Source organism: Mucilaginibacter endophyticus (genome assembly GCF_003351025.1).
Taxonomy (GTDB): Bacteria; Bacteroidota; Bacteroidia; order Sphingobacteriales; family Sphingobacteriaceae; genus Mucilaginibacter; species Mucilaginibacter endophyticus.
In genome coordinates, this window is the sequence record NZ_QPCG01000004.1 from 447,836 (window position 1) to 460,726 (window position 12,891).

Below are 12,891 nucleotides of genomic sequence, written 5' to 3' on the forward strand. Positions count from 1 at the left end.
AATTAAATCCGAAATCGAACATCCGAATTCCGAAATCAAAAAATGAAACTCTACAGTACCAATAATACCCTATCCGAAGTATCGTTCAAAGACGCGGTTTTTAACAGCATGCCGCAGGATAAAGGCCTGTATATGCCTTATGTTATCCCGCGTTTGGATGATGAGTTTATCAATAACCTTGATAAATATTCTCTGCCCGAAATTGCTTTTAAAGTAGCCCAAAACCTGCTTGGTGACGCTATACCGGAGGCAGACCTGAAAGCCTTAATTGATGAAGCTATTAATTTCCCTGCCCCTATTGTAAAGCTGGAAGACAAGGTTTACGTCCTTGAGCTTTTCCACGGACCATCATTGGCGTTCAAAGATTTTGGCGCACGCTTTATGAGCCGTGTCATGAGCTATTTCCTTGAGCCCGGCGAAAAACAACTGGACGTGCTGGTTGCTACCAGCGGCGATACCGGAGGTGCCGTTGCCCTTGGCTTTTTAGGCGTTCCAAATACCCGGGTAACTATCCTATATCCAAAAGGCAAAGTGAGCGGCGTACAAGAGCAGCAACTAACCACCAACGGCCAAAATATCCGCGCGTTAGAGGTTGACGGCACTTTTGATGACTGCCAGGCATTGGTAAAACAAGCTTTTGTTGATAATGAGCTGAACGAGAGGTTCCGCCTTACATCGGCTAATTCTATCAATATAGCACGCCTGGTTCCGCAGACATTCTATTACTTCAATGCTTACGCGCAATTGTTAAGGCAAGGCATTAAAAAAGTAGTGTTCTCGGTACCAAGCGGCAACTTCGGCAATATTGGCGCGGGATTGTTAGCCTGGAAAATGGGCTTACCTGTCGAAAAGTTTATCGCGGCTACCAATGTTAATGATACCGTACCTGAGTTTTTAAAAACCGGCGTTTATCAGCCCAAACCATCGGTAGCTACGCTTTCAAACGCGATGGACGTAGGTAACCCAAGCAACTGGGTACGTATTGCCAATCTGTTTAAAAACGATACCGAAGCCCTTAAAGAACTGGTTGTTGGCTTTAAATATGATGATGAGGAAACTGTAAAAGCCATTAACTGGGTATTTGACAATTACGGTTATGTAGTTTGCCCGCATACGGCTATTGCATGGCAGGCCCTAACCGATTATAAACAAGACCACGCCGCCGCTGATACCACAGGCGTATTCCTTTCAACCGCGCACCCTTGTAAATTCCCGGATGTTTTCAGTGAGGAAGTTGCTGCTAAAATTGACGTACCGGAACAGGTAAAAGAACTGGAATCAAAAACTAAGCTGGCTATAGCCATCAGTAAAGATTTTGCTGATTTTAAAGGCTACCTTTTAGGGGTTGATTAATTTCAGTATTTTTAGATGCTGGAAATAGGCTTCTGCAAGGAGGCCCGTCACCAACATGTCATTGCGAGGAACGAAGCAATCGCAAACTGTGCAGATCCGCTCTGCCTCCGTGCGATTGCCACGCTATCGCTCGCAATGACATCGTTGGGAAGGCACAGCCAGCGTCTGATTCAATACCGAAATATAAAATGCTTAACAAAAACCTGATATTTATCTGCCTTGTGGCAGTTGGCCTTACCGCTTGCAACCGTAAACAAAAGTTCGACCGTGATAAATGGGATGATGGCGACGGGATAACATTTGCGTACCGGCCAGCCTTGGTTGATGACCTGATAGCCAGCAAGCAGCTCAACAATCTTAAATATCAACAGGTGATACACCTGCTTCACCGACCGCAGTTAAGCAGCAAGGACAGTATGGTGTATGACCTTGACAGGAAATACGACAAGGGAGTATTAACTTACACCCAAACACTTGTTGTTTTCCTGAAAGATTCGGTGGTTACCAAGGCCGAGGTTCATGAAACCCATCCGAAGAAGAAATGATCATTTTGTTTTGAAGGCAGGGCTGTTTTTAAGTAATCGTTTGCTGTGATGAACGGTAAGCACATCTATTCTGGTTTTGCTTACAATTCTATAAATCACCCGATAACTACCAACAAGCACCTCTCTTATTGAAGGATCTTGTTTTTCGGGAACAACTTTACCTCTTTTCGGGAATCGTTCCAATGGCTTAACGCTTAATAGTAAGCGTTGAACCTGTATTTGGGCGTAATGCTCTGAATCCTTGGCTATAAATTCGGCTATGTTATCAATGTCTTTAACAGCCTGTTTAGTCCAGTTTATTTCAACCATTTACCCAGGCTTTTCTTTGCTTCATCTGTCGAAAGAACTTCGCCTTTGTTTGATTGCTCAATACCAATTTCGATTTTATTCAATAGCATTAACCGGTCTAATATCTCTTCAAAGCTAAATTCTCCGGGCAGCTCATTTACCGTTTTCAACACTTCTTCTTTCGTCAACATCATTAACTATTTAATAATCTAAATTTACTAATTAAAATTTAAAGTGTTTATTAGCTTTAAGTTTTTACATAGCATGATCAACACTATCATATTTGATCTGGGCGCTGTCCTGATTGATTGGAACCCGCATTATTTATATCGCACCCTGTTTACCGATGAGCAGGAAATGAAAGATTTTCTGGCCAATATCTGTACATCCGACTGGAATGAAGAACAGGATGCCGGGCGGTCGCTACAGGAAGGTACTGATCTGCTTGTTGCTCAACATCCCGAACACGAAGCTAACATTCGGGCTTTCTATTCGCGCTGGGTTGAGATGCTGGGCGAACCACTTCATGGCACAGTTGAAATTTTTAAACAATTAAAAGCAAGCGGTAGGTACACGATTTATGCGTTAACCAATTGGTCGGCCGAAACTTTCCCTTTTGCCTTGGAGCGTTATGCTTTTTTGAACTGGTTTGACGGCATTGTAATGTCCGGCGCCGAAAAAATGCGAAAGCCATCACCTGCTTTTTACCAGCTCTTACTTGATCGTTATGATGTAAAAGCCAACGAAGCTTTATTTATTGACGATAATTATCGCAATATATTAGCAGCCGAAAAAATGGGGATCAAAAGTACTCACTTTACGTCAGCAGAGATTTTGGAGGTTGAGTTAAAAGGCCTGGGAGTATTATAAAAACTGTTCAAGGCGGCTGTGGGGACACGGCCTCCGGATAAAAAATATCATTGCGAGCGATAGCGTGGCAATCTCGTAGCAAATGCATTTCCAATCTGTATGGCTACGAGATTGCTTCGTTCCTCGCAATGACATGAAGTTGAGGTGTCTCAACGCGCAAACTACTTACTTGGCGCTATTATCCACGCTACAACTACCAGCGCCAATAATATGCCCATAATCAAATAGCTAACCGGCCGGGCAAAATTCAGCGTCCAGCCGAGGTATTTAATTCTTTTGGGTACGATTATACGGTTGTCATCCTTGTTGTAATAAAACACACCGTATTTGTAATTGCTAAGGTCTTCTGTAGGCTCCATAATTAAAGGGTAGTATTATCCAAACAACTCGCTGCTTAAATACCTGTCGCCACGGTCGCAGCAGATGAATACGATTACGCCTTCTTCCAGTTCCTGGGCCAGCTTTATAGCAGCTGATAGCGCCCCACCACTGCTCATCCCTGCAAACACACCTTCTACTTTAGCCATCTGGCGGGCCATTTGAGTGGCATCTTCCTGGGAGATGTCCATCACCCGGTCAACCCGAGTAGCATCAAAAATCTTAGGGAGGTATTCTTCCGGCCACCTGCGGATACCCGGGATCGATGAACCCTCAACGGGCTGACAACCTACAATCTGCACATTGGCATTTTGCTCCTTCAAATATCTCGAACAGCCCATAATTGTACCTGTTGTACCCATAGCGCTTACAAAGTGGGTGATCTTGCCTTCGGTATCCTTCCAGATCTCGGGGCCGGTAGTTTTCACGTGCGCCATATAGTTATCCGGATTGGCGAATTGGTTCAGCAGAAAATATTCGCCGGTAGCGGCTTTTTCTTCGGCATAATCGCGGCAAAGCTCAATTCCTTCCAGCAAGGTAACTTTAGCACCAAAGGCTTCCATGGTAAGCGTACGCTCGCGGGTGGAGTTTGAGGGCATAACCAGTTCTATCTCCAAGTCAAATAAACGGGCTATCATCGCCAGCGCAATACCCGTGTTACCGCTTGTAGCTTCAATCAGCTTGGTGCCGGGTTTGATATCGCCGCGCTCAATGGCGCTCCTGATCATGTTGAGGGAAGCACGGTCTTTCACGCTGCCCCCCGGGTTATTTCCCTCCAGCTTAGCGAAGATCTGCACTTTGGGATTCGGATTCAGCTTTTTTATTTCTACCATAGGCGTATTGCCTATCAGGTCTATTAATCCAGCCATTGTATATTTTTATTAAGTAAATGCTCTATTTTTTGTGCCCGAACAGTTTTATGCTCAGCCTTTTCAAAATCCTATGATTTGGGGCATGATAAACCTTTGAGTTGGGTGGCAAACTTTTGGTAAGCCAAACGTTCCCTCCTACTACACTATTGTGCCCAATAATGGTTTCTCCGCCTAAAATAGTAGCACCTGAGTAAATTACTACATTATCCTGAACTGTGGGGTGCCTTTTGGTATTCGCCATGCTTTTATCTACACTCAAGGCCCCGAGGGTAACGCCCTGATATAATTTTACATGCTTGCCTATTATACAGCTTTCGCCAATAACAATACCGGTGCCATGATCTATATAGAAATACTCGTCTATTTTGGCAGCAGGATGAATGTCGATCCCTGTTTTTGAATGCGCGTATTCGGTAAGGATCCGCGGCAGCAAAGGAATATCATCAACATAAAGGCTGTGCGCCACACGATAAAGCGAAATGGCATAAAAGCCCGGATAAGTACGGATCACTTCAAACTCACTGCGGGCAGCAGGGTCGCCGTTAAAAATAGCCTGGATATCGGTATTCAGCACACGAAATAATTCGGGAAGCCCCTCAAAGAATTTTTTTGACAGTTTTGAGGTATCGCAATTGCTGCAGGCCTTGGTGGCATGCATAATTTCGCACAGTTCATTCTCAAGCCTTAAAAACTCATCCTTCAGCTCATCTACCGAAGCAAACTGTTTGCCGGTTTGTTCGGGATACAGCAAATGGATCACTTTAAGCGCCCAGGCCGTAATTTCACGGTTTGAAGGCACAGCCTCCAGGTTTTGCTGTTTAGCAAAAATATGTTGATAAAAATCCTGACTCATGTTTTATGGTGGGCTGTTTTGGGAAAACAACCATTAACAGTACAAGTTTATATAAAAGATTGTTGTTAATATGTAAAATGAGCTGGATAATTGATATTTGGTTATAAAAACATCGATACCCAACCTATGAAAGATCAAATAATTGCCACAGTAACAGCCCTGTTTAGCGGAGCAGATGAACGGGACTGGGCCAAAGTTAAAAACGCGTTTGCCGAAAACGTAGAGCTTGATTATAGCTCCATGACCGGAAACCCGGCCGGCACTGCGTCATCTAACGATATTATTGCCGCATGGCGGGGCCTCTTGCCCGGCTTTGACAGAACCCACCATCAACTGGCCGATTTTTATGTGATGCAAAACGGCACGGTAGCCCTGGTGCATTATTATGGCAAGGCCGATCATTTTATTGGCGACGAGCTATGGATTGTGGAAGGCACTTATGATACCGAGCTTATTGAAACCGATGGCAAATGGATCGTCACCAAGCATAAACTTAACCTTATTAAGCAGGATGGTAATATGGATTTACCGGCGAAGGCTGCGGCAAGAGTCTCGGAGCAGAGTTGAATGGGCAAAGAGGGTGTCAGTCTGAGCCTGTCGAAGACTCATGCGTAGAGGCCTACCCGCCATACTTCGACGCGCTCAGTATGACACCTTTTTTGAAGACTTACGAAGTTTTAAAAACTTCGTAAGTCTGAGTTTACACTATAAGTCTGCCTCTATCCTTTTTCTCCGGCTTAATCCCGCCTGCAATATCACAGAAACGATGATTACTAACAGCCCCGCATAAAAAGATACATTAAGCTGGCGGGATTCATTGAATAAAACCATCGCCAGTAAAATGCTATAAACTGGTTCCAGGTTAAAGGTTAGGTTGACCGTAAAGGCAGAAATCTTCTTTAAAACCTCAGCCACCATTACATATAACCCAACGGTGCAAAAAAGCGCCAGAATGAGCAGGTACATTATGTCTAATGTACCCGGCAATATTGTTTTTGACGGGAAGAAATACAGATATACCGGTAGCACTATAGTTAAAGCAGCGCTTCCGGTCAGCATCTGGTACATGTTCATCACCGTGGCATCATACTTTTTAACCAGCCGCTCATTAAAAATAGTATACAGCGATGCCAGGAAAGATGATATTATCCCAAGTACAATCCCGGTACGGAACGAAGTATCGAAATGAAAGATCAAACCAATGCCAGCCAATGTAAGCGTGCTTAACAGAAGCTCGGTTATGTTAAACGGCTTCCTGTTGATAAGCGGGGCCAGGAACGCTGTAAAGAAACTGGTAAGGCAATAACAAACTACGCCTACAGACACATTTGAATATTTGATGCTGGCATAAAAAAACACCCAATGAAAGGCTATCAATAACCCGGCCTTCCCCATTTCCCAAATGCTGGCCCGTGAGTGGTTAAACTGCGGCCTTTGAATCCAAACAATAACCAACAGGAATAAAAAAGAAAACAGGGTGCGGTACCAGGTGAGTAAATATTCGTTTAAAGAGATAAGTTTCCCGAACACGCCGGTAAAACCGGCAAGAACTACAGCTATATGTAACAGAACAAATGTTTTTTTCATTTTTTGCTAAAATAAGATTGAGCGGGCAAACACAACGATGCATATGATTGCCCGCGTTAAATTAAATTGTTTTGAAAATGGCGTTGAAAAAGGATCAAATACAGTTGCACTACAACTGATTTTGATTAGCAAAAAAGAAAGAATGGTGGATCATTAAAAAAAGGCTCCGAGACCAAAAATGTCCGGATAAGAGATTTGAGATTCTCTTTGGCGCCATATTTAATGTTTGCTGTTATCATTTGTTGATAAGCCAAAGATAGGAAAAAGTTTTATTGCGCCAATACATTGTGTTGTTTTGACACTAAAAATCGGATCAAACTGTCCTTTCCTCGCAAGCAGTTTATGGCGTATAAGATTTCTCTTTCGCCCTACGCACCACTCCTCCCGTGCTCTATCGAAATGACGTCGGCTTTTTTTAATTTCTGTTAATAAAAAAAGCCCCGGCTATCGCCGGGGCCTGCATTTCTTCAATAACAAAACGCTTAGTTCAGGTATTTGGTAATATCCTCAGATAGCGGAGTTGTTTGTGACCTGAAACGGTGGATCAGTTTGCCATTTTCGTCTATCAGGAATTTTTCAAAGTTCCATTTAATGTCGCCGGTAAAATCTGGGTTTGGAGCTGTTGTCAGGTATTGGAACAAGGGATCGATATCCAAACCTAAAACGCTAACCTTTCCGCTCATCGGGAATTTTACGTTAAAGTTTTCTTTGCAAAAGGTTTTGATGTCCTGATTTGTACCTGGTTCCTGACCGCCAAAGTTATTGGCCGGGAAGCCTACTACTACCAGCTTGCCTTTGTATTGCTCAGACAGTTTTTCCAGATCGGCGTATTGTTTGGTGAAGCCGCATTTTGAGGCGGTGTTTACGATCAATACTTTTTTGCCTTTGTATTTAGCTAAGCTAAAATCCTTGCCGTCGATAGTTTTCAGTTTAAAATCATATACTGAAGATGGTGCAGCAGCAAATAATAAGGCGATGATGAGTGCCAGTGTTTTCATGGTTTTTACAATTGATTGTTAATAATCCAGCATAAAAGTAAAGCTAAAAATTCCTTTTAGCTAAGTACTCATCTTCTTTTTGTGTCATTTTTTCTTTTGTAACAACACTTTTATCGGTATAACCTAAAAGGTGCAGGGCCCCGTGAATAATAACACGGTGCAGTTCGTTGGTTTCGCCGGTTTTAAACTTGGCGCCGTTTTCACGGATCCGGTCAATCGAGATAAAAATATCACCAACAATATCGCCCTCCACTTCCGAATTGTCAAAAGTTACGATATCGGTAAAAGTATCATGATCAAGATATTGCTGGTTTATTTGCAGCAGGTACGCGTCTGAGCAAAAAATGTAATTAAGCTCTTTCAGTTTAAAGCCTTCAGCAGTTAGCGTGTCCTTTATCCACTGTCTTAATAGTGCTTTTTGTTTCGGCTTAAAGGTAGTGTCTTCCTCAAAAAAATTAATAGCGGGCATCAGATCTTAAAGTGAAGTTCAATTTCATTACCCGAGGCATTGAAAATGCATTGATCGGCAAGGTGTTTAATGATAAACACACCGCGGCCAGTAAGGTTCTCCAGGTTTTCGGGGGCAGTAGGATCGGCAAGGTTATTATAGTCGAAGCCGGGGCCTTCATCGGTAACGGTCCAGATAATACGTTTCGGTTCTACTTCCGCATTAACAATCACCTTTTTAGTCTCATCCTGTTTGTTACCGTGTATGATGGCGTTAATAACCGCTTCATTAAGGCAGGTCATCATATTGGCGAAGGTATCCTCTTCAACATGATATTTATCAGCAATTTCTTCTATCAGCTGCTCAAGCAACGCTATGCTCTCCGGTTTTGACGGTAGCTGCAACGTGTATAGCTCGCTGGTTTGAACATTTGCCTCTTCCATATTATTTGGCGTTAAGTTGATCAAAGTAAGATTTTATTTTTTGTTTATAATACAAATTAAGTGCCGGAGATACTGTTCTGATCTGCTCCGTCTGTTTCGCTTTTTGTTGCTGGTACCCCTGCAGTGCTTTTATATAACCCGGTGGCAAATCCTTGCCCGCATTGCTCTCCCGTTGCTGATCCTGATCTCTTTGCTGCTCGGCCTTTTCGGCCTCTAATAATCGGGTTTGTATCTGCTGCTGCCTTTTTAGCGCGTCATCTGTAATCCTCCTGTTTACGAGATCACGTTCCGTTTGTTCCATTTCTTTCGAAATTTTATCCAAATTGCCCAATCCTCCGGTGCCGTCTTTGTTTTCGTCCCTGTCAATTTGTTGCAATGCCTGCCGTATCATCTGCTGCTGACGTGCCATTTTAGCAAACTGCTCGCTCATGCTGCCACTATTGCCCTGCTGGCCTTTACCCTGATTACCCTGTTGCTGCATTTGCTCGCGGGCCTTTTGCATGTTCTGACTAAGCTGCTGCTGCATTTTAGCCAGTTGCGATATTGATTGTTGCTTACCCTTGCCCCCTTTACCGCCCTTGTTCATCATTTTTTGCATTTGTTCCAGCGCCTCACTCAGCATCAGGGCCAAGTTGTTCATAGATGTCATGGCATATTGCTGATTGCGGTTTGCTTCAAGCGTGCGCCTGTCGCCCAACTGCTCAAGGGCCTGATCAATATGTTCGTTAATACTGGCTATCTCCTTGTTTACAGTCGACTGGATCTGCGGTACCCTCCTGCTGATAGCGTACAAACTATCCTCTGCGGTTTTCAGGTTATCCTTGATATCCTTCTGGCTTTGCGACAAAGTAACATATGATGGATCTGTAGGATTAGTGTTTTTAAGCGTTTGCATCAGCTTTTCCTGGTTAAATGAGCTGTTAACGAGGCTTTTCAACAATTCCCTTAACTGCTGCGCGTCAACAGCATTTTCTTTTGATTCGCCCTCGTCACTATCCTTTTGCATTTTGGCGGCAAGCGCTTTCATTTGTTTTGCTGCCTGCTGCTGCGATTTTGAAGCCTTTGAATTATCCTTTTTTTGCAGATCACCGGCGCTTTGATCCATCTGCTGCTCAATATCTTTGGTTTCTTTTTCGGGGTTCTGATAATCAGATTTTCGCTCAGCCTGATCGTTGGTTTTCTGTAATTCGTCAAAGCCTTTCTTTACATCCTGAAAATCCTGTTTCAGTTTATCCTGCTGCTGCTGCAAATTCTTCTGATCGGCCCCGGATTGTTTGGTTTCTTCGGATAGTTTTTGCTGTTGATCTGCCAGTTTATTCAGCTGGTCGAGGTTTTGATTCAGTTTTTGCTCAAACTCCAGTTTTTTGTACAATTCCAACACCCTGTCCAGCTCCTTTTTCAATGATTTATTATCCATCTGCATTTTAGATAATTCATCGCGGGTGGCATCTTTTTGCTGCTCATTAAGCATTTGCTGCAGGTTTTGAAGCAGCTCTTTCGTTTTTTGATCAAGCACGTTATTAAACAGATCCTCTATCTGTTTTTGCTTAGCCATGATCTCGTCCGTTTGCTGCTGATTTTCCTGGCGGTTGTATAAATTCTTTTTGTTATCGGCCTGGATATCCTTTACCAGATCTTCCAGGTCTTTGCGTTTTTGCATCAGGTCTTCCACCTGCTTTTTCTCATCAAAGGAGAGCGTGTTTTTGTTTAGCAGATTCTGATTTAGCTTTTGCGCATCGCGCTCAACCTGGCCGGCTAATTTAATGGCCGATTGCATTTTTTCTTTTATAGCTTTTGACCCTGCGTTTAACTGTTGGTTAATCTCCTTGTTGTCAGGGACATTTAGTGTATGTTTTGCTGTACGGGCTGTTTTGTGTCCGGTCACTTCGTCGTTATCGGCAACCTCAAAAAAGTAGCTTACATGGTCGCCCGGATTGATGCCCATTTCCTTCAGGTTCCAGTAATAAAAGAAATCTGTTTGTGTCTGGGCCAAATCAGCATTAACTTTTTTGGTAAACTCTTTTGTTTTGCTACTACCGGTGGCTTCAATAGTATAATGAAACGTTAGCGACGAAAACCCGTGATCGTCCTGGATCTTGCCATTAAAATAAAAGGCTTTCATACTTACCGAATCCGGCTTCTCATCAACCATAATCGAAGGAGCTTCATCAGTAATAACATTAATACGATACGAAGCCGAATCGCTTTGATTTACTTGTGCGTTAACCGGTAAAAGTTTATAAACAGAATTTTTAAGCACCCGTTCGCGGTGCTCAAACACATCGGTACCGTTTTGCACTGCCGGGCGGCTTTGGCCATTCATATCAAACATCAGCGCGCTGGCATATTGTGTATGCAGCTGCCAGTTCACCGTTGTACCGGCCAGGATAGTTAAATCGCCGGCATTTAACAGCTTCTCATTTTTTTTATGCAGATAGGCGGGATAATTCAGCTCGACGTCAAAATGAAGCAATGCCGGCTTTTGGTTCACCTTGATCTCGTAAACCACCGAACTAAAACCGTTACCCGATAATTTAAACCTTGTATTTTGCTGCAGATTGCTAAACTGATAATGAAAACGGCTGATGTTATCCTTATCCAGCTTAAAGGTATTTTCACCGGCTTCAACATAGACATCGGCAGGCAACTTATCGCCCTCCAGTTTAATATCAACCTTCAAATCATTCCCCTGAACAACCGACAGGGTTTTGTTCAACACAATAAACTTAAACGGGGCGGCAGGCACAAAGTATTCATTATGCCTGATGAGCCGCTTGGTACTTTCGGTTAGTACCGATGGCGCCGCTAATGCTATGATAATGATTACCCCCAGCGGACCAAGGACCCATTTTAAATACTTAGTATTCTCCTTAAGGTTGATGGCCGACGGAAAACTCACCGGTTTAAGTGCTTCTATCTTTTGGTCGATACTGGCTTCGATGAGGGCTCGGTGGTTCTCATCTTCGGCAGCAAGCTTTTTTAGTTGCAGGGTGTTGAGCAATTTGTCATGAACATCATTAAAGTGCCTGCCTATAATTTCGGCCGCTTCATCATGCGTTAGCGTTTTGCCCAATTTAAGCCAGGCCAGCAACGAGGGTAAAACCAACCAACAAACCAATACGGTATTAAGCAGGATAAAAAAGTAGAAAAGTATGGTGCGCAGCAGAATGCTAAAATTGCCAAAATATTCGCTCAGGGTTACAACCACATAAGCGGTGAAAAGACCGGCACCTAAAAATATTAATCCGCGCAGAAAATTATTGAAATAATACTTCCGGGTGAAAATATTGATTTTGCCAAGCAAAATTTCATAGTTTTCTGTCGAGGCCATGGTACAGGTGAAAAAATGTCAAATACACACTTTAGTTAAACGCAAAAGCAATGTATTAAATATATACGTGTTGGTTTAAGTTAAAAAATTAAAGCAATAATAATAAAATGTTAACTGTTTTATGACAATAAAAAATGATTAGCCCGATTTACCAGGATAGGTCCGGTTGTAAACCGGGAGAACATAGCAATTTAAGGATAATTCCGCTTTTTTTGTTCTACGCCCTTTCTTCTTCCTCAACCATTTCTGGTTCGAGCTTATGGAGCCAGATGCCAGCTATACCTGTAATTGAATATGGGAATATAATTACCGCAACAGAAGATATAGCCGAAACTTTTTTTTCGAAAAGTAATTCAAAAAAGGAGAGTACAGTAATGATGAGAATAGCTGTGGTTAAACCGGTTTTGATATAAAGCGGATCTCTTTTTTTTGATAAATAATAAACAGCCATCCAAAATATAAAGGCAAAGGGAATAGTGACCAGCAAAATCATATCGGCAAAAATGATGTAATCTTTCCTTATCTCATCAACAAGGCTTATTTGAGGATTCTGAATAATAAACCACGATAGAACCAATTGCAGCAGCGGGGCCACAATAACCAGCATCAGCCAAACCTTTAAGCTATACGTAAATGACCTGTTCATAATTTATTAAGTACGCCAACAATATACATAGCAAGCAATAAAATAACAATAGCTCTCACTTGCAGGCAATTTCCCTTATGTATAAATAGCGCTATCATGTTTAACAGCTATAAAACAATAATAATTAAAAGCAACACATTGCTTTAACAGGCTTATCGGTAAAATATAGAACTGATTTTTTTACTAAAAATTATCCAGGTATTAACAGAATTTTTCCTGTTATACATACAGGAATATTAATTTGAAGTCGTCTCCGATAAAAGAAGCTCAGATGTGCAA

Annotated in this window: 15 protein-coding genes; 4 read left to right on the forward strand and 11 right to left on the reverse strand. The window is 42.5% G+C overall.

All coding sequences use genetic code 11. The annotated features are described in order from the left end of the window. The first annotated feature begins 42 nt into the window (after window positions 1-42). Together thrC and DUL71_RS18795 are read left to right on the forward strand one after the other, a co-directional pair. Window positions 43-1,353: a threonine synthase gene (thrC, locus tag DUL71_RS18790; protein ID WP_114939542.1), complete on the forward strand. Its 1,311-nt coding sequence runs from the start codon at window positions 43-45 to the stop codon at window positions 1,351-1,353. A 188-nt stretch (window positions 1,354-1,541) separates the two neighbouring features. Next, window positions 1,542-1,898: a hypothetical protein gene (locus DUL71_RS18795; protein WP_114939543.1), complete on the forward strand. Its 357-nt coding sequence runs from the start codon at window positions 1,542-1,544 to the stop codon at window positions 1,896-1,898. Here the strand turns inward: DUL71_RS18795 and DUL71_RS18800 are convergent, their stop codons facing one another. Together DUL71_RS18800 and DUL71_RS18805 are read right to left on the reverse strand one after the other, a co-directional pair. After that, the gene (locus tag DUL71_RS18800) at window positions 1,899-2,207 is read right to left on the reverse strand and encodes a type II toxin-antitoxin system RelE/ParE family toxin (protein WP_114939544.1); all 309 of its coding nucleotides are present in this window, start codon (window positions 2,205-2,207) and stop codon (window positions 1,899-1,901) included. It abuts the gene before it with no gap. Then, window positions 2,195-2,380, reverse strand: coding sequence for a hypothetical protein (locus DUL71_RS18805; RefSeq protein WP_208645597.1), 186 nt, complete (start codon window positions 2,378-2,380; stop codon window positions 2,195-2,197). The genes DUL71_RS18800 and DUL71_RS18805 overlap by 13 nt, the downstream gene beginning before the upstream one ends. 70 nt (window positions 2,381-2,450) lie before the next feature. Here DUL71_RS18805 and DUL71_RS18810 point away from each other — a divergent pair, with 70 nt between their 5' ends. Next, window positions 2,451-3,056: an HAD family hydrolase gene (locus DUL71_RS18810; protein ID WP_114939545.1), complete on the forward strand. Its 606-nt coding sequence runs from the start codon at window positions 2,451-2,453 to the stop codon at window positions 3,054-3,056. Window positions 3,057-3,217: 161 nt separating this feature from the next. Here DUL71_RS18810 and DUL71_RS18815 read toward each other — a convergent pair whose 3' ends face one another. Genes DUL71_RS18815 through epsC form a run of 3 tightly spaced genes read right to left on the reverse strand, consistent with a single transcriptional unit; the run spans window position 3,218 to window position 5,159 of the window. Continuing rightward, on the reverse strand, window positions 3,218-3,415 hold the full coding sequence (locus DUL71_RS18815) for a DUF5808 domain-containing protein (protein WP_112568264.1): 198 nt from the start codon (window positions 3,413-3,415) through the stop codon (window positions 3,218-3,220). Window positions 3,416-3,430: 15 nt separating this feature from the next. Further along, entirely contained in the window at window positions 3,431-4,303 is an 873-nt protein-coding gene (cysM, locus tag DUL71_RS18820; RefSeq protein WP_114939546.1) for a cysteine synthase CysM, read from the reverse strand. Between the two features lie 25 nt (window positions 4,304-4,328). After that, window positions 4,329-5,159, reverse strand: coding sequence for a serine O-acetyltransferase EpsC (gene epsC, locus DUL71_RS18825; protein WP_114939547.1), 831 nt, complete (start codon window positions 5,157-5,159; stop codon window positions 4,329-4,331). Between the two features lie 126 nt (window positions 5,160-5,285). On the opposite strand from epsC, the gene DUL71_RS18830 reads away from it, so the two are divergent. Further along, window positions 5,286-5,726, forward strand: a complete 441-nt coding sequence (locus DUL71_RS18830) for a nuclear transport factor 2 family protein (RefSeq protein ID WP_114939548.1) — start codon at window positions 5,286-5,288, stop codon at window positions 5,724-5,726. Between the two features lie 138 nt (window positions 5,727-5,864). Here DUL71_RS18830 and DUL71_RS18835 read toward each other — a convergent pair whose 3' ends face one another. The 6 genes from DUL71_RS18835 to DUL71_RS18860 form a co-directional block, all read right to left on the reverse strand. After that, window positions 5,865-6,746 carry a DMT family transporter gene (locus DUL71_RS18835; RefSeq protein WP_114939549.1) on the reverse strand — a complete coding sequence of 294 codons (882 nt, stop codon included), beginning with the start codon at window positions 6,744-6,746 and terminating at the stop codon, window positions 5,865-5,867. A 482-nt stretch (window positions 6,747-7,228) separates the two neighbouring features. Then, entirely contained in the window at window positions 7,229-7,744 is a 516-nt protein-coding gene (locus tag DUL71_RS18840) for a glutathione peroxidase (protein ID WP_091210258.1), read from the reverse strand. 43 nt (window positions 7,745-7,787) lie between these two features. Continuing rightward, complete coding sequence (gene ybeY / locus DUL71_RS18845) at window positions 7,788-8,213, reverse strand: rRNA maturation RNase YbeY (RefSeq protein WP_114939550.1); 426 nt, start codon at window positions 8,211-8,213, stop codon at window positions 7,788-7,790. After that, window positions 8,213-8,635, reverse strand: a complete 423-nt coding sequence (locus DUL71_RS18850) for an ATP-binding protein (RefSeq protein ID WP_112568252.1) — start codon at window positions 8,633-8,635, stop codon at window positions 8,213-8,215. The genes ybeY and DUL71_RS18850 overlap by 1 nt, the downstream gene beginning before the upstream one ends. 1 nt (window position 8,636) lies before the next feature. Then, a complete protein-coding gene (locus DUL71_RS18855) occupies window positions 8,637-11,966 on the reverse strand; it encodes a DUF4175 family protein (RefSeq protein ID WP_114939551.1) in 3,330 nt (1,109 codons plus the stop codon). Window positions 11,967-12,183: 217 nt separating this feature from the next. Further along, window positions 12,184-12,612: a hypothetical protein gene (locus DUL71_RS18860; protein WP_112568248.1), complete on the reverse strand. Its 429-nt coding sequence runs from the start codon at window positions 12,610-12,612 to the stop codon at window positions 12,184-12,186. Window positions 12,613-12,891: the final 279 nt, after the last annotated feature.